Origin of the sequence: Pseudomonas sp. NFPP25, from assembly GCF_900116505.1 — a bacterium.
Taxonomy (GTDB): Bacteria; Pseudomonadota; Gammaproteobacteria; order Pseudomonadales; family Pseudomonadaceae; genus Aquipseudomonas; species Aquipseudomonas protegens.
In genome coordinates, this window is the sequence record NZ_FPBG01000006.1 from 139,209 (window position 1) to 154,763 (window position 15,555).

Below are 15,555 nucleotides of genomic sequence, written 5' to 3' on the forward strand. Positions count from 1 at the left end.
CAGAGAAGCCGCCATGACCGCCATCGCTCGTATCACCCTGTTATCACTGGTCCTGGGGTTGAGCGCATGTACGGTCCATCGGCCGGTGCCCACCAGCTCCGAGCCGATCCCGCCGGCAGGGCCGAGCACACGCCCGGCCCCGTCCACGGCGCCGGGTACGCCCAGCGCGCCGATCCCCGCCGCCAAGCCCCTGCCACGCACCTCCGCCAGCTTCGCGCCGCCACCGGGCGGGCACAGCCATTGGGATGCGCGGTTGGGGGTCTATGTGCTGGATGACCAGAGCAACACCTTCTACCGCCAGCGCACCTACTACCGCTGGAACAATGGCTGGAGCCGCTCCATCAGCCCTGACGGGCCCTGGGAAGACACCGATATCCATGGTGTGCCCGCCGGGCTTGGTCGCCAGTTCCAGTAACCCTGTCCGATAAGCGCAGAGGCGCAGGCCAGAGCCTGCGCCCGGGCTGGATTATTTAAGCCTCGGGATGCCTGGCCGATACAGCGGGGTGTTCCCGAGTATCAGCCGTTGAGCGCCCGATGAAGAATGACCTGAACAAACCCTATTTCACGCCGATGGTGTTCTGGCTTGCGCTGATCTGTGTGCTGTTGCTGGTGTATGGCTTTGGCCCGACCGAGGTGCCGGAGCTGATCTACCTGTCGCTGGAGCCGGTGTGCCTGCTGCTGGCATTCGTCTTCATGTACTACTTCTTCTGCTGGAGCCTGATCTCGGTCTTTCGCTTGGGCGAGATCGGCTGGAAGCGCGTGGACTACGCCTGGCTGCTGCTGGCGTCCCTGGCCCTGATCAGCGCCACCCAGGCGGTGCGCGTGGACTGGTTCCAGACCGACTACCAATTGGCGCAGCAGGCCCAGGCCGGGCTGCAGCGGCGCGTGGCCACGGAGATCGAGGACATGCTGGGCGTGGAGCACTGCAAGGCGGCCATCGCTCGCTACGAGCCCCAGGATGCGGCCCAGGTCAGCAGCCTGTGCGAGCGTTTTGCAGCGCTGGAGCGCACCGCGGACGGGCGCCTTTCGGTCTTGGCAGAGGTCAAGGTGCAGCAGGCGCTGGAGGATATCCGCGGCGAATACACGGCGGCTCCCATCCGCCAATGGCTGCAGGGCTTGAGTGAAAGCATCAAGGAACTGGAGCAGCAGCGGGCCGAGGTGCGGCGCCTGTACGGGTTGGTAACGGTCAGCGCTACCGAGAGGCTCTACAGCTACTTCGTGCCCTTGCTGCTGGTGATCGCCCTGGCATTGCGCGCCTCCAAGGTCACCGGCGAAGTGCTGCTCAAGGCACCACGGCGGCGCAAGCTGTGGCTGATCATCAACCGCCGCGTGGTCATCGATGGCCTGGGTTTTGCCCGTGGCGCCCGGGCTCGGCTGGATGAAGCCCTGGGCAATTGGCGGGTAGCCCGTTGGGGTGTGGTGCACCTGGGCTGCAACTTCATCGGCGCCCCCGGCCCCCAGGACACCCCGGTCCCGGTCACCCCGGGCTTCTATGAAAGTGAATTCCAATTGGCCAGCCTGGCCGACTTCGACAGCAGCGAGTTCGTCGAATGGGCCGCGACCCAGACCATCGACACTCTGTACCTGGTGGGGGAAACCGATGCCGGCCTGATCGGGCGCCTGCGGCTCTGGGGGGCGGCGGCCAATATCGAAGTCCTGGTGCGCGAACGCATCTGAGGCGCCCGCCCTGGTGCAGCTTGCCTGCCCGGGCAACTCCGGGCAGGGGCAAGGGCGCCGCGCCTTTTCCTCAGGCCCGGGCCGGGCGGCGGTTGTCCCGCACCAGCAGGAAACGCATCAAGGCCAGCAGCGGGAAGGCGCTGCCCACCAGCACGATGCCCAGCCAGCCGCCATGCTCGTACACCGCACTGGCAATCGAGGAGCCAAAGGCACCGCCGATGAAGATGCTGGTCATGTACAGCGCATTCAGGCGGCTGCGGCTGTGGGCGTCGAGGGCGTACACGGCGCGCTGGCCGAGCACCATATTCATCTGCACGCAGAAATCCAGGACCACCCCGGTCACGGCCATGCCGATCACGCTGTAGGCCGGATGCACCAGGCTGGGGATGAAGCTCAGGGCCGCCAGCAGCATGGCCAGCAGTGAGGCGATGCGGGTATGGCCGGCATCTGCCAGGCGCCCGCTGATGGGCGCGGCGATGGCGCCGATGGCGCCCACCAGGGCAAAGATCGCGATCTGGCTTTGGCTCAGGCCGTGCTGGCGCGCCAGCTCCAGCGGTGCGGCGGTCCAGAACAGGCTGAAGGTGGCGAACAGGCAACCCTGGTAGAAGGCGCGCTGGCGCAGTACCGGTTGCTGGCGCAGCAAGTTGCCCAGGGAATGCAGCAGTTGGCCATAGGTGGCGCTGTGGGCCGGCTGGCGCTTGGGAATGGTGAGCATCAGCACCAGGCTGATGGCTGCCATCAGCAGCGCCGCGGCGATGAACATCGCCCGCCAGCCGAAGTGGTCGGCCACCACGCTGGACACCGGCCGGGCCAGGAGAATCCCCAGTAGCAGGCCGCCCATGATCCCGCCCACCACCCGGCCCCGGGTTTCCTCGGGGGCCAGGTGCGCGGCCAGGGGAATCAGGATCTGCACCGACACCGAACTGAAGCCGATCAACAGCGACACCAGGAGAAAGGCATTGGGCTGCTGGATAAAGGCCGCGCCCAGCAGGCTGGCAATCGCCACCAGGGTGGTGCAGATCATCAGCCGGCGGTTTTCCAGCAAATCGCCCAGGGGCACCAGGAAGAACAGGCCCAGGGCGTAGCCGATCTGGGTCAGCGACACGATCAGGCTGGCCAGGGCGCTGGACAGGCCGAGATCCGGGGCAATCAGCTCGATGATCGGTTGTGCGTAGTAGATGTTGGCGACTATGGCCCCGCAGCAGAAGGCGAACAGCAGCACCATGCCTCGGGTCATTGTCGCGCTGGCGGTGGGCAGAGCCTGGGTCGTGGAATTCATTGGCGATCTCTGGGGCAAGCGCAAGGAGCGAGGTCGGCAAGACCCCGTGGCAAAGCGATGGAGCGGGCCGGGTGGCAAAGGTCAGCGATCGAATGATGAAGGCCCGTTGAGTACCGGGGCGTGTCGCTGTCGAGGGGCGATGATACATTTACTTACATCCTGTTCGATAGCATGCTCATGCTCCCCCGGGGCCTTGCAGTCGACTGACGGGCTCTGTGCACCCATTGCCTTGAGGAATCCGTTCCATGAATCGGTCTTTGCCTGGTTTGTTGTGCAACCTTCAATGCCTGGCCCTGGCGTTCCTGCTGGGCAGCACCACGGCCCTGGCCCAGGATGCGCCGGGCATGCGCATTGGCGTACGCGGGGAAATCACCGGGGTCGGCGGCGACGTGGTGCGGGTGCACGTCAACAGTGGGGAGAATGTCAGCGTCGAGCTGACGCCCCAGACCCAGGTGCGTGCCGTGACCCTGGCCAATATCGAGGACATCAAGCCCGGCAGCTATATCGGCTCGGCGGCCATGCCCATGGCCGACGGCACCCTCAAGGCGCTGGAAGTGCATGTGTTTCCACCGCAGTTGGCCGGTACGGGTGATGGCCACCGGCCTTTCGACCTGGCCAAGGGCAGCAGCATGACCAACGGCAGCGTCGGCGACCTGGTGGTGAGCAACGGCCGCACCCTGACCGTCAACTACAAGGGCGGCCAGCAGAAGATCCTGGTGCCGGACGATGTGCCCATCGTCAACCTGACTCCCGGCGACCGCAGCCTGCTCAAGGTCGGGGTCAAGGTGGTGATGTTCGTTACCCAGAGCGATGACGGCAAACTCACCGCGCAGTCGATCTCCGCCGGCAAGGATGGGGTCGCGCCGCCGATGTAGGCCGCTGCTGCACGGGTTTGCCACCAGGCGGGTGGGGGCTTGCATTGCCAAATGTTGCTGCGCGCGGGTTGCAGTGGAAGTCGGCAAAGGCTTGGTTTACGGTTTCCGGTCGTTCAATGCGCCGGGAGTGCCTTATGGAAAAGTCGACGTTCAACCCAGCCAGTGTGTTCAATTCCCTGCAATACGGTTTCAGCCAGGCGGTGGAGGTGCGCGGTGGGCGGCGCCTGCTGCTTTCCGGCCAGGTGGGTGTGGATGAGCAGGAGCGCACCGTGGGCCCGGGCCTGCGGGAGCAGACCGAGCAGGCCTTCGACAATATCGCCCGGGTCCTGGCCGAGGCGGGTGGCCGGCTGGCGGATGTGGTGATGCTGCGGATCTACATCGCCGAAGCGGCCCGCAACCAGCAGGAGCACATCAGCGCCGTCTTGCTCGAACGCTTTGCCAGCCAGCCGCCGGCGTCTTCGTGGATCATCGTCAGCGGGCTGTCGCTGCCAGAGTGGCTGATCGAAGTCGAGGCGGAGGCGGTGCTGGAGGAGCGCCATCAGGCCGCCGAAGCGGCGCTGTTCACTCCGGCGCGAGCCCTCTGAGCGCCATGCCTGGGGCATAAAAAAAGCGACCCCGGAGGTCGCTTTTTTCATTCACCCGTTAGGGGTCACTTGGCGTTGGTGTAGATCTGGTCGAAGATCCCGCCGTCGTTGAAGTGGGTCTTCTGCACGCTGCGCCAGTCGCCGAAGGTCTTCTCCACCGAGAGGAAGTCGACTTTCGGGAAGCGATCGGTGTACTTGGCCAGCACTTTCGGGTCCCGTGGGCGCAGGTAGTTGTTGGCGGCGATTTCCTGGCCTTCCGGCGACCACAGGTACTTGAGGTACTCCTCGGCGGCGGCGCGGGTACCTTTCTTCTCTACCACCTTGTCCACCACCGATACCGGCGGCTCGGCTTCGGCGGACACGCTCGGGTAGATCACCTCGAACTGGTCGCGACCGAATTCGCGGGCGATCATCTCCGCCTCGTTCTCGAAGGTCACCAGCACGTCGCCGATCTGGTTGGTCATGAAGGTGGTGGTGGCGGCGCGGCCACCGGTGTCGAGCACCGGCGCCTGCTTGAACAGCTTGCCGACGAAGTCCTTGGCCTTGTTCTCATCGCCGCCGTTCTTGAGCACATAGCCCCAGGCCGAGAGGTAGGTGTAGCGGCCGTTACCCGAGGTCTTGGGGTTGGGCACTATCACCTGCACACCGTCCTTGAGCAGGTCCGGCCAGTCCTTCAGGGCCTTGGGGTTGCCCTTGCGGACGATGAACACGGTGGCCGAGGTGAACGGCGCGCTGTTGTTCGGCAGGCGGGTCACCCAGTTGTCCGGCACCAGCTTGCCGTTGTCCGCCAGGGCGTTGATGTCGGTGGCCATGTTCATGGTGATGACATCCGCCGGCAGGCCGTCGATTACCGAACGCGCCTGTTTGCTGGAGCCGCCGAAGGACATCTGCAGGGTGATGTTCTCGTTGTGCTCGGCTTTCCAGTGTTTCTGGAAGGCGGCGTTGTAGTCCTTGTAGAAGTCGCGCATCACGTCGTAGGAAACGTTGAGCAGGGTCGGTGCGGCCTGGGCGACGCTGCCCAGGGCCAGGCTGGCGGCCAGTAGCGAGGCGCTGAAGAGTTTTTTCACTGCACATTCCTTTTGTTCGAGAGTGAAGGCAATTTGCCGCCGACTATAGCCGGGGCGCTATATCTCTTTAAAGATTAAAAAGTACTTTGCTTATTCCAGTTTCCTGAATAGCGCATTGCCGCAGCGGGAACAGAAGGCCGCGGCGGGTTCGTGGGTGTTCTTGCGGCACACCGGGCAGTCGTGCTTGAGCTGCTCGCCGCGCATGGCGCTGGCCAGTTCCGCGGTGAAGATCCCGGTGGGCACCGCGATGATCGAGTAACCGGTGATCATCACCATGGACGAGATCACCTGGCCGATCACGGTCTTGGGCACGATGTCGCCGTAGCCCACGGTGGTCAGGGTGACGATGGCCCAGTAGATGCCCTTGGGAATGCTGGTGAAACCGTGCTCCGGGCCTTCGACCACGTACATCAGGGTGCCGAACACCGTGACCAGGGTGCAGACGCTGAGCAGGAACACCAGGATCTTCTGCTTGCTGCCGCGCAGGGCGTCCAGCAGGTAGTGGGCCTGCTTGAGGTAGGGCGCCAGCTTGAGCACACGAAAGATCCGCAGCATGCGGATGATGCGGATGATCAGCAGGTATTGGGCGTCGCTGTAATACAGGGCGAGGATCCCCGGAACGATCGCCAGCAGGTCCACCAGGCCATAGAAGCTGAAGGCATAGCGCAGCGGCCGGGGGGAGCAGTACAGGCGCAGCCCGTACTCGATGGCGAAGATCAGGGTGAAACCCCATTCGATGTAGGCCAGGACGTTGGCGTAGTTGCGATGGACCTCGTCGATGCTGTCGAGGATCACGATCACCAGGCTGGCGAGGATGATCAGCAGCAGGGTGCTGTCAAAGCGCCTCCCCGCCACCGTATCGGTCTGGAAGATCATTACGTAGAGGCGCTGCCGCCAGTTGTCGCTGTTGCCCATGGAAATCGCCTGAATCGAAAGTCAGCGAAGCCTAGGGGGATTTGCCGGGGGAGCGCAAGGCGCGTCGCCCCGCACGTTGCGGCCCAGCACCCGGTCGACGGTGTGCACCAGCCAGCAGGCCAGGACAAAGGGTGCGGTCAGGGGCGCAAGACCCAGGGCGACCAGCCCCGGGCTGATCAGCAGTGCCAGCAGCATCCCCAGCAGCGGCCGCCAGGGGTGCCGGGCCTGCTGGCCCAGGGCCAGGGCGACCAGGGCGCAGTTGTAGCCGCCCAGGCCCTGCAGGGCCTGGGCATGCTCTTGCTGCAGCAGGGCAAAGAGCAGGCCGCAGGCGGAGCCGAACAGGGCCCAGGCTGCCGCGCGGCGGCTGGCCAGCAGCAGGCCGAGCAGAATCAGCAGGCCGGCCAGGGGCTGGCCGAGGAACATGATCTGTCCCAGGCCCTGGAACAGCCCACCCAGCAGGTTCGCCAGGGACAGCCCGGGCACGCCCTGGGTGGCCGCGGGCAGCGGCTCGATCAGGCTCAGCAGCAGCCAGCCGAGGCCGACGAAGGGCGCGGTGTAGGCCGGCAGGCTGGCGGGGTTGCGGGCACGTTTGAGCCATTGCTGGGTAATGATCGCGCTGAGGCCGCCGGCGGCGATGATCAGCGGCGGCAGCAATACCGACCAGGGCAGGTACAGGCCCAGCAGCAGGCCCAGCAATACGCCGTTGTAGCTGAACAGCCCGGCCTGGCGGTCGGCCTTGGCGTACCCCCGGCGTTGCGCGGTCAGCAGCCCGGCCAGGGCACCCAGCAGGGCAGCGCCGAGCAGTGCCGGGGCACTGACCAGGATCGCCAGCAGGCACAGCAGGCCGCACAGCGGATGGCGCTGGAGAAAGATCTGACTGAAGCCGTTAAGCAGGGTAGTGGCCCAGTCGGGGCAGAAGGCATTGAAAGACTGTGAAGGCATGATGCAAATCAGTGGGGCGGCCCCTGGGCGAGGGTTGCGCCGACCGCCCAGGCCTCCTCTGCGGGAGGCTCTGGCCGGTCAGCGGCGCCATGGGCTGCGGGTCAGAGAAGGGTTTCGACGCGCAACGAATTGGTGGTGCCCGGCTGGCCGAACGGCACACCGGTGGTGATCACCACGGTGTCGCCGCGCTTGGCCAGGCCCTGGGCCTGGGCGATTTCCAGGGCCGTGGCACACACCTCGTCGACCTGGCGCAGCCGGTCGTTGACCACCGAATGCACGCCCCAGGCCACTGTCAGGCGGCGAGCAGTGGCAAGGTTCGGCGTCAGGTTGAGGATCGGCACCGAAGGCCGCTCGCGGGCGGCGCGCAGGGTCGAACTGCCGGATTCGCTGTAGTTCACCAGCACCGCCACCGGCAGGATGCTGCACACCCGGCGGATCGCACAGCTGATGGCGTCCGAGACCGTGGCCTCGGCCTGGGGCCGGCTGACGTCCAGTTGGGTCTGGTAGTCCGGGCCGGTTTCCACCTGGCGGATGATCTTGCTCATCATCTGCACGGCCTCCAGCGGGTATTCGCCGGAAGCGGTTTCCGCCGACAGCATCACGGCGTCCGCACCCTCGGCCACGGCGTTGGCGACGTCGGTGACCTCGGCCCGGGTCGGCGCAGGGGAGAAACGCATGGATTCGAGCATTTGGGTGGCCACCACCACCGGCTTGCCCAGCTGGCGGCAGGTGCTGATGATGTTTTTCTGGATCTGCGGCACGCTTTCTGCGGGCACTTCCACCCCCAGGTCGCCCCTGGCCACCATGATCGCGTCGCTCAGCTCGGCGATTTCCCGCAGTTGGGTGACGGCCGAAGGCTTCTCGATCTTGGCCATCAGGTAGGCCTTGTCGCCGATCAGCGCACGGGCTTCACGGATGTCTTCCGGGCGCTGCACGAAGGACAGGGCCACCCAGTCCACCCCCAGTTCCAGGCCGAAGCTCTGGTCGCGACGGTCCTTGGCCGTCAGCGGGCTGAGGTCGAGCACCGCCTGGGGCACGTTGACGCCCTTGCGGTCCGACAGCTCACCGCCATTGAGCACGGTGGTCTCGATGGCGTCGGCGTGCTTGGCGATCACTCGCAGGCGCAGCTTGCCGTCGTCCAGCAGCAGGTCCATGCCCGGCTCCAGGGCGGCGATGATCTCCGGGTGCGGCAGGCTGACCCGCTGGGCGTTGCCCGGGGTCGCGTCGAGGTCCAGGCGCAGGGCCTGGCCGCGCACCAGTTGCACCTTGCCCTCGGCGAAGGTGCCGACCCGCAGCTTCGGCCCTTGCAGGTCCATGAGGATGCCCAGGGGGTAGTTCAGTTCGCGCTCTACCTGGCGGATCCACTCGTAGCGCTGGGCGTGGTCGGCATGGGCGCCGTGGCTGAAATTGAGCCGGAAGATGTTCACCCCGGCTTGCACCAGCTCACGGATGTCCTCGATGCCGTCGATGGCCGGGCCCAGGGTGGCGAGGATTTTGACCTTCTTGTCAGGCGTCATGTTTGGGGTTCTCGAGAATCAGGATGGCGCGGAAGTCGTTGACGTTGGTGCGGGTCGGCTCGGTGACGATCAGGTCCCCCAGCGCCGCGAAGTAGCCATAGCCGTTGTTGTTGTCCAGCTCGTCGCTGGCGCTCAGGCCCAGGGCCGCGGCGCGGGCGTAGCTGTCCGGGGTCATGATGGCCCCGGCATTGTCCTCGGAACCGTCGATGCCGTCAGTGTCGCCGGCCAGGGCATAGATGCCCGGATAGCCCTTGAGGCTGTCGGTGAGGCTCAGGAGGAACTCCGCGTTGCGCCCGCCACGGCCATTGCCGCGCACGGTGACCGTGGTTTCACCGCCGGAGAGGATCACGCAGGGCGCCGCCACGGGCTGGCCGTGCAGGGCGACCTGGCGGGCGATGCCGGCGTGGACCTTGGCCACCTCCCGGGATTCGCCCTCCAGGTCGCCGAGGATCAGTGGGCTGAAGCCGGCCTGGCGAGCCTTCACGGCCGCCGCCTCAAGGGACTGCTGGGGCCGGGCGATCAGTTGGAAGTGGCTGCGCGCCAGGCACGGGTCACCGGGCTTGACGGTTTCCGACTCGGGGCTCTGCAGCCAACTGCGGACCGCGGCCGGTACGTCGATGCCATAGCGCTTGAGAATCGCCAGGGCCTCGGCCGAGGTGCTGGGGTCGGCCACGGTGGGGCCGGAGGCGATGACCGTGGCCAGGTCGCCGGGTACATCGGAAATCGCATAGGTGTAGACCGTGGCCGGCCAGCAGGCCTTGGCCAGGCGTCCACCCTTGATCGCCGAGAGGTGCTTGCGCACGCAGTTCATCTCGCCGATGGTGGCGCCGGATTTGAGCAGGGCCTTGTTGATGGCCTGCTTGTCCGCCAGGGTGATGCCGGCGGCTGGCAGGGCCAGCAGCGCCGAACCGCCACCGGACAGCAGAAAGATCACCCGATCCTGTTCCGACAGGTTGCTGACCAGTTCCAGCACGCGCTTGGCCACGGCCAGGCCGGCGGCGTCGGGCACCGGGTGGGCGGCTTCGACCACTTCGATCTTGGTGCAGGGGGCGCCGTGGCCGTAGCGGGTGACCACCAGCCCGGTGACTTCGCCCTGCCAGCTGCGCTCGACCACCTGGGCCATGGCCGCGGCGGCCTTGCCGGCGCCGATGACGATGACGCGGCCGCTGCGGTCGCTGGGGAGATGGGCTTGCAGAACCTGTTGCGGGTGGGCGGCGTCGATGGCTGTGGCGAACAGCTCACGGAGGAATTTTTGCGGATCGACCGACATGGCGGGCTCCCGGATTTCTTGTTATGGGGGGCTTGAAACGGGTGTAGCCGCCACCTCAGGCGGCGGCAAGGTCAGCAGGGCCTGTCCCTGGCCCGCCGTGAGGCGTTTCCTGCGAACCTTGGCGCAGCCTGCGGCAGCGGCTACGGATGCTGCTTATTTCTTCTCGCGGATCGAGAAGTTGGCCATGTGTTCCAGGCCCTTGATCAGGGCGGAGTGGTCCCAGTTGGCGCCACCGATGGCGGTGCAGGTGCTGAACACTTGCTGGGTGTTGGCGGTGTTGGGCAGGTTGATGCCCAGCTCGCGGGCACCGCTCAGGGCCAGGTTCAGGTCCTTCTGGTGCAGGTTGATGCGGAAGCCCGGGTCGAAGGTGCCCTTGATCATCCGCTCGCCGTGCACTTCGAGGATCTTCGAGGAAGCGAAGCCACCCATCAGTGCTTCACGCACCTTGGCCGGGTCGGCGCCGTTCTTCGAGGCGAACAGCAGGGCTTCGGCCACGGCCTGGATGTTCAGGGCGACGATGATCTGGTTGGCCACCTTGGCAGTCTGGCCGTCACCGTTGCCACCCACCAGGGTGATGTTCTTGCCCATGCTCTGGAACAGCGGCAGGGCACGTTCGAAGGCCTGGCTGTCGCCACCGACCATGATGCTCAGGGTGGCGGCCTTGGCCCCGACTTCACCGCCGGACACCGGGGCGTCCAGGTACTGGGCGCCGGTTTCGTTGATCTTGGCGGCGAAGGCCTTGGTAGCGGTGGGCGAGATCGAGCTCATGTCGATGACGATCTTGCCCTTGCCGATCCCGGCGGCCACGCCGTCGGCGCGCAGCAGCACGTCTTCGACCTGGGGAGTATCGGGGACCATGATGATGACGAACTCGGCTTCCTGGGCGACGTCCCGGGGCGAGGCCAGGGCGATGGCGCCGGCGGCGATCAGGTCGGCCGGAGCCTTGCCGTGGTGTTCCGAGAGCAGCAGGCTGTGACCGGCCTTCTGCAGGTTGGCGGCCATTGGGTGGCCCATGATGCCGGTGCCGATAAATCCGATTTTAGCCATGATAAAAATCCTCTATTCAACGGGACCTTGTGGGCGCTGGCTGGCCAGCGAAGGCGGTCTTGCGGGCCTCTTCGCCGGCAAGCCGGCTCCTACGCAGGTACAGGTTCAGATTGCGTTGTGGGTTTTCAGCCAGCCAAGGCCGGCTTCAGTGGTGGTCAGCGGCTTGTACTCGCAACCGACCCAGCCCTGGTAGCCGATGCGGTCCAGGTGCTCGAAGAGGAAGCGGTAGTTGATCTCGCCGGTGCCCGGCTCGTTGCGCCCGGGGTTGTCCGCCAGCTGGATGTGGTTGATCTGGCCCAGGTGGTTGGCCATGGTCCGCGCCAGGTCTCCCTCCATGATCTGCATGTGGTAGATGTCGTACTGCAGGTACAGGTTGTCGCTGCCCACCTGCTCGCGAATCGACAGCGCCTGGGCGGTATTGTTGAGGTAGAAGCCGGGAATGTCGCGGGTGTTGATGGCTTCCATCACCAGCTTGATGCCCACTGCCTGGAGCTTGTCGGCGGCGTACTTGAGGTTGGCGACCAAGGTCTTTTCCACCAGGGCTTCATCGGCGCCCTGTGGGCGGATGCCTGCCAGGCAGTTGATCTGGGTATTGCCCAGGACCTGGGCGTAGGCAATGGCCAGGTCGACCCCGGCGCGGAACTCCTCGACCCGGTCGGGCAGGCAGGCGATACCGCGTTCACCCTTGGCCCAGTCGCCGGCCGGCAGGTTGAACAGCACCTGGCTCAGGCCGTGGGCGTCAAGTTGCGCCTTGATTTCGGCAGAGCTGAATTCGTAGGGGAACAGATATTCGACGCCGCTGAAGCCGGCATCGGCGGCCGCCTTGAAGCGGGCGAGGAAGTCCTGTTCGGTGAACAGCATGGACAGGTTGGCAGCAAATCGCGGCATGGTGGTCTCCTGTGGTTCGGTCAAGCCTGGGGCTGGCGCCAGGGGGCGGGCGGCCCGGGCGCCACCTCTGGCGGGAGGTGGCGCGCGGGGCCCGGCCGGTGCCAGCGGCCAGGGGTATCAGTCGAGCAGGGAAATCGCGGTAGGGGCGTCGTTGCCCACCAGCGCCAGGTCTTCGAACTCGTTGACCGCGTTGATTTCGGTGCCCATGGAAATGTTGGTCACGCGCTCCAGGATGATTTCCACCACCACCGGCACCTTGAAGGTCTGGAGCATTTCCTGGGCCTGGCGCAGGGCCGGCTGGATGTCCTTGGGTTCGAACACCCGCAGGGCCTTGCAACCCAGGCCTTCGGCAACGGCCACGTGGTCGACGCCATAGCCGTTGAGTTCCGGCGCGTTGAGGTTGTCGAAGGACAGCTGCACGCAGTAGTCCATGTCGAAACCGCGCTGGGCCTGGCGGATCAGCCCCAGGTAGGAGTTGTTCACCACCACGTGGATGTACGGCAGGTTGAACTGCGCGCCCACCGCCAGTTCTTCGATCATGAACTGGAAGTCGTAGTCGCCGGACAGCGCCACCACCTGGCGGTTCGGGTCGGCCTTGACCACGCCCAGGGCAGCGGGGATGGTCCAGCCCAGCGGGCCGGCCTGGCCGCAGTTGATCCAGTGGCGTGGCTTGTAGACGTGGAGGAACTGCGCGCCGGCAATCTGCGACAGGCCGATGGTGCTGACGTAGCAGGTGTCCTTGCCGAATACCTGGTTCATTTCTTCGTACACGCGCTGCGGCTTGACCGGCACGTTGTCGAAGTGGGTCTTGCGGTGCAGGCTGGCCTTGCGCTGCTGGCAATCATGCAGCCAGGCGCTGCGATCCTTGAGCTTGCCGGCGGTCTGCCATTCGCGGGCCACCTCCAGCAATACGGTCAGGGCGCTGCCAGCATCGGAAACGATGCCCAGGTCCGGGGTGAAGACGCGGCCGATCTGGGTCGGTTCGATGTCCACGTGGATGAACTTGCGGCCTTCGGTGTAGACGTCCACCGAACCGGTGTGGCGGTTGGCCCAGCGGTTGCCGATGCCCAGCACGGTGTCGGACTTGAGCAGGGTGGCATTGCCGTAGCGATGGGAGGTCTGCAGGCCGACCATGCCCACCATTTGTGGGTGATCGTCAGGGATGGTGCCCCAGCCCATCAGGGTCGGGATCACCGGAATGCCGGTCAGTTCGGCGAACTCCACCAGCAGCTCGCTGGCGTCGGCGTTGATCACGCCGCCACCGGCCACCAGCAATGGACGTTCGGCCTGGTCCAGCAGGGCCAGAACCTTTTCCGCCTGCAGGCGGGTCGCCGCCGGCTTGGCCAGGGGTAGGGGCTGGTAGGCGTCGATGTCGAATTCGATTTCCGCCATCTGCACGTCGAACGGCAGGTCGATCAGTACTGGGCCGGGACGGCCGGAGCGCATTTCATAAAAGGCTTTCTGGAAGGCGTAGGGCACCTGGCCCGGTTCCAGCACGGTGGTGGCCCACTTGGTCACCGGCTTGACGATGCTGGTGATGTCCACGGCCTGGAAGTCTTCCTTGTGCAGGCGGGCGCGGGGGGCCTGACCGGTGATGCAGAGAATCGGGATGGAGTCGGCCGAGGCGCTGTACAGGCCGGTGACCATGTCGGTGCCGGCGGGGCCCGAAGTACCGATGCATACGCCGATGTTACCGGCCTTGGTGCGGGTGTAGCCCTCGGCCATGTGCGAGGCGCCTTCGACGTGGCGAGCGAGCACGTGATCGATGCCACCGACCTTCTGCAGCGCGGAATACAGCGGGTTGATGGCGGCACCCGGGATGCCAAAAGCGGTATCGACCCCTTCGCGGCGCATCACCAGAACGGCGGCTTCGATTGCTCTCATTTTGCTCATGGTTTTGTGCCTCTTGCGTTTTGTAATTGTATACAAGTGGTTTTGCGCAAAGTGTATTCACGGCGGATGGCGCAGGTCAATCCATTTTCTTGAGCGGCAGCGGCTTTCATCAAAGCCCCGATAAACCGGCGTCCTTTTGTCGCATGGGCTGCCTTTCGCGAATTATTGTATACAAAAAATAAATTCATTGTGTTCTATTTGTTGTATCGGACTTCTCCTACAAGAAGCTTCCCCAGACTTTCTCAATAACAAGATAAGGACGGCACCCATGAGCGCTTTAACCTTGAAAGTCGCAGTCAGCCTGGCCAACCAGGCCATCAACGCGGGGCGCAAGATCAATGCGGCGCCGCTGACCATCGCGGTGCTGGATGCCGGCGGGCACCTGGTGACCCTGCAACGGGAGGACGGCGCCAGCCTGCTGCGCCCGCAGATCGCCATCGGCAAGGCCTGGGGGGCGGTGGCCCTGGGCAAGGGCTCGCGCCTGCTGGCCCTGGACGCGCAGCAGCGCCCGGCCTTCATCGGCGCATTGAACGGTCTGGGGCAGGGCAGCGTGGTGCCTGCGCCGGGCGGGGTGTTGATTCGGGATCAGGCGGGGGCAGTGATTGGGGCGATCGGCATCAGTGGCGATACCTCGGACATCGATGAGCAGTGCGCCATCAGCGCGATCGAAGCCCAGGGCCTGGCGGCGGACGCTGGCGTCAGCGCGTAGCCCTCGACCTCGCGGGCCCGGCCTGTAGCCGCTGCCGAGCCCGCGAGGCTGCGAAAAGCCGCGCAGGATCTTGATTGAAACTATTGCGCCCTTGCGGGCCGGGAAACAAACCAGAAAGTACCGAAACGCTATCAGCGATCCAGTTCACAGCCCTTGAGCACCAGACGGATGATGGTCTGCGCCGCAGCTTCGTAGTCGTCTTCGTCGAGCTTGGTCTTGCCGGTGACCACCGAGATCTGCCAGTCGAAGTCGGCGTAGGTCTGGGTCGCGGCCCAGATGCTGAACATCAGGTGGTTGGGGTCGAGCGGGGCGATCAGGCCGCGATCGATCCAGGTCTGGATGCACTCGATGTTGTGCTTGGCCTGGGCGTTGAGCTGTTCCACCTGCTCCGGGCTCAGGTGCGGCGCGCCATGCATGATCTCGCTGGCAAAGACCTTGGAAGCGAAGGGCAGGTCGCGGGAGATGCGGATCTTCGAGCGGATGTAGCCGCTGAGCACTTCGCTGGGCACGCCATCGGCATTGAACGGGGTGGAGGCCTGGAGGATGGGTTCGATGATGCTTTCCAGCACCTCGCGATAGAGGTTTTCCTTGGACTTGAAGTAGTAGTAGACGTTGGGTTTGGGCAACCCGGCCTTGGCGGCGATGTCGCTGGTCTTGGTCGCCGCAAAGCCCTTGTCGGCAAACTCTTCACTGGCGGCCCGCAGGATCAGTTCTTTATTGCGCTCGCGGATGGTGCTCATAAACCAGGGGATTCCTTGCCTGTTCGGGCGGTTGCGCATGGTAGCACCGGCGTCGCGCGAGGCTCAAGAATGCCCGGCGGCCGCGGTTTTACTGCTTCTGGCATCTCGCTTGTGCTGCCAGCGGCACGGTATGCTGCGCGCCTTATTTCCAT

At 65.2% G+C, this 15,555-nt stretch carries 15 protein-coding genes; 5 read left to right on the top strand and 10 right to left on the bottom strand.

The window, feature by feature from the left end; genetic code table 11:
- Nucleotides 1–13: 13 nt before the first annotated feature.
- Both BM382_RS23745 and BM382_RS23750 read left to right on the top strand, forming a co-directional pair.
- The gene (locus BM382_RS23745; protein ID WP_011060023.1) at nt 14–415 is read left to right on the top strand and encodes a hypothetical protein; all 402 of its coding nucleotides are present in this window, start codon (nt 14–16) and stop codon (nt 413–415) included.
- A 119-nt stretch (nt 416–534) separates the two neighbouring features.
- Nucleotides 535–1,677, top strand: coding sequence for an alpha/beta hydrolase family protein (locus tag BM382_RS23750; protein WP_072444209.1), 1,143 nt, complete (start codon nt 535–537; stop codon nt 1,675–1,677).
- A 70-nt stretch (nt 1,678–1,747) separates the two neighbouring features.
- Here the strand turns inward: BM382_RS23750 and BM382_RS23755 are convergent, their stop codons facing one another.
- Nucleotides 1,748–2,956, bottom strand: coding sequence for an MFS transporter (locus tag BM382_RS23755; protein WP_011060025.1), 1,209 nt, complete (start codon nt 2,954–2,956; stop codon nt 1,748–1,750).
- Between the two features lie 245 nt (nt 2,957–3,201).
- Here BM382_RS23755 and BM382_RS23760 point away from each other — a divergent pair, with 245 nt between their 5' ends.
- Together BM382_RS23760 and BM382_RS23765 are read left to right on the top strand one after the other, a co-directional pair.
- Entirely contained in the window at nt 3,202–3,831 is a 630-nt protein-coding gene (locus BM382_RS23760) for a hypothetical protein (RefSeq protein WP_011060026.1), read from the top strand.
- A 134-nt stretch (nt 3,832–3,965) separates the two neighbouring features.
- Complete coding sequence (locus tag BM382_RS23765; protein WP_015634653.1) at nt 3,966–4,415, top strand: RidA family protein; 450 nt, start codon at nt 3,966–3,968, stop codon at nt 4,413–4,415.
- 65 nt (nt 4,416–4,480) lie between these two features.
- Here BM382_RS23765 and BM382_RS23770 read toward each other — a convergent pair whose 3' ends face one another.
- From BM382_RS23770 to gcl, 8 genes are all read right to left on the bottom strand, one after another.
- Nucleotides 4,481–5,482, bottom strand: a complete 1,002-nt coding sequence (locus tag BM382_RS23770) for a sulfate ABC transporter substrate-binding protein (protein WP_015634654.1) — start codon at nt 5,480–5,482, stop codon at nt 4,481–4,483.
- A 90-nt stretch (nt 5,483–5,572) separates the two neighbouring features.
- Nucleotides 5,573–6,397 (bottom strand): ion transporter, encoded by an 825-nt coding sequence (locus tag BM382_RS23775; protein ID WP_015634655.1) that lies wholly within the window; start codon nt 6,395–6,397, stop codon nt 5,573–5,575.
- 21 nt (nt 6,398–6,418) lie between these two features.
- Entirely contained in the window at nt 6,419–7,339 is a 921-nt protein-coding gene (locus BM382_RS23780) for an urea transporter (protein WP_072444207.1), read from the bottom strand.
- Between the two features lie 101 nt (nt 7,340–7,440).
- On the bottom strand, nt 7,441–8,856 hold the full coding sequence (gene pyk / locus BM382_RS23785) for a pyruvate kinase (protein ID WP_072444205.1): 1,416 nt from the start codon (nt 8,854–8,856) through the stop codon (nt 7,441–7,443).
- Nucleotides 8,846–10,126 carry a glycerate kinase type-2 family protein gene (locus BM382_RS23790; RefSeq protein ID WP_072444203.1) on the bottom strand — a complete coding sequence of 427 codons (1,281 nt, stop codon included), beginning with the start codon at nt 10,124–10,126 and terminating at the stop codon, nt 8,846–8,848. The genes pyk and BM382_RS23790 overlap by 11 nt, the downstream gene beginning before the upstream one ends.
- 153 nt (nt 10,127–10,279) lie before the next feature.
- Complete coding sequence (locus tag BM382_RS23795; RefSeq protein ID WP_011060033.1) at nt 10,280–11,173, bottom strand: 2-hydroxy-3-oxopropionate reductase; 894 nt, start codon at nt 11,171–11,173, stop codon at nt 10,280–10,282.
- A gap of 105 nt (nt 11,174–11,278) precedes the next feature.
- On the bottom strand, nt 11,279–12,061 hold the full coding sequence (gene hyi / locus BM382_RS23800; protein ID WP_011060034.1) for a hydroxypyruvate isomerase: 783 nt from the start codon (nt 12,059–12,061) through the stop codon (nt 11,279–11,281).
- Nucleotides 12,062–12,178: 117 nt separating this feature from the next.
- Nucleotides 12,179–13,954 carry a glyoxylate carboligase gene (gcl, locus tag BM382_RS23805; RefSeq protein WP_015634658.1) on the bottom strand — a complete coding sequence of 592 codons (1,776 nt, stop codon included), beginning with the start codon at nt 13,952–13,954 and terminating at the stop codon, nt 12,179–12,181.
- Between the two features lie 268 nt (nt 13,955–14,222).
- On the opposite strand from gcl, the gene BM382_RS23810 reads away from it, so the two are divergent.
- Nucleotides 14,223–14,663 carry a GlcG/HbpS family heme-binding protein gene (locus BM382_RS23810; RefSeq protein WP_019093635.1) on the top strand — a complete coding sequence of 147 codons (441 nt, stop codon included), beginning with the start codon at nt 14,223–14,225 and terminating at the stop codon, nt 14,661–14,663.
- Between the two features lie 131 nt (nt 14,664–14,794).
- Here BM382_RS23810 and BM382_RS23815 read toward each other — a convergent pair whose 3' ends face one another.
- On the bottom strand, nt 14,795–15,403 hold the full coding sequence (locus tag BM382_RS23815) for a TetR/AcrR family transcriptional regulator (protein WP_011060037.1): 609 nt from the start codon (nt 15,401–15,403) through the stop codon (nt 14,795–14,797).
- Between the last annotated feature and the right edge of the window lie 152 nt (nt 15,404–15,555).

Bases quoted from the DNA above. Each gene is read 5' to 3' on its own strand.
- BM382_RS23760 (WP_011060026.1), top strand. From the start codon at position 3,202: ATGAATCGGTCTTTGCCTGGTTTGTTGTGCAACCTTCAATGCCTGGCC.
- BM382_RS23775 (WP_015634655.1), bottom strand. From the start codon at position 6,397: ATGGGCAACAGCGACAACTGGCGGCAGCGCCTCTACGTAATGATCTTC.
- BM382_RS23745 (WP_011060023.1), top strand. From the start codon at position 14: ATGACCGCCATCGCTCGTATCACCCTGTTATCACTGGTCCTGGGGTTG.
- pyk (WP_072444205.1), bottom strand. From the start codon at position 8,856: ATGACGCCTGACAAGAAGGTCAAAATCCTCGCCACCCTGGGCCCGGCC.
- hyi (WP_011060034.1), bottom strand. From the start codon at position 12,061: ATGCCGCGATTTGCTGCCAACCTGTCCATGCTGTTCACCGAACAGGAC.
- BM382_RS23790 (WP_072444203.1), bottom strand. From the start codon at position 10,126: ATGTCGGTCGATCCGCAAAAATTCCTCCGTGAGCTGTTCGCCACAGCC.
- BM382_RS23815 (WP_011060037.1), bottom strand. From the start codon at position 15,403: ATGAGCACCATCCGCGAGCGCAATAAAGAACTGATCCTGCGGGCCGCC.
- BM382_RS23780 (WP_072444207.1), bottom strand. From the start codon at position 7,339: ATGCCTTCACAGTCTTTCAATGCCTTCTGCCCCGACTGGGCCACTACC.
- BM382_RS23795 (WP_011060033.1), bottom strand. From the start codon at position 11,173: ATGGCTAAAATCGGATTTATCGGCACCGGCATCATGGGCCACCCAATG.
- BM382_RS23755 (WP_011060025.1), bottom strand. From the start codon at position 2,956: ATGAATTCCACGACCCAGGCTCTGCCCACCGCCAGCGCGACAATGACC.
- BM382_RS23750 (WP_072444209.1), top strand. From the start codon at position 535: ATGAAGAATGACCTGAACAAACCCTATTTCACGCCGATGGTGTTCTGG.
- gcl (WP_015634658.1), bottom strand. From the start codon at position 13,954: ATGAGCAAAATGAGAGCAATCGAAGCCGCCGTTCTGGTGATGCGCCGC.
- BM382_RS23810 (WP_019093635.1), top strand. From the start codon at position 14,223: ATGAGCGCTTTAACCTTGAAAGTCGCAGTCAGCCTGGCCAACCAGGCC.
- BM382_RS23765 (WP_015634653.1), top strand. From the start codon at position 3,966: ATGGAAAAGTCGACGTTCAACCCAGCCAGTGTGTTCAATTCCCTGCAA.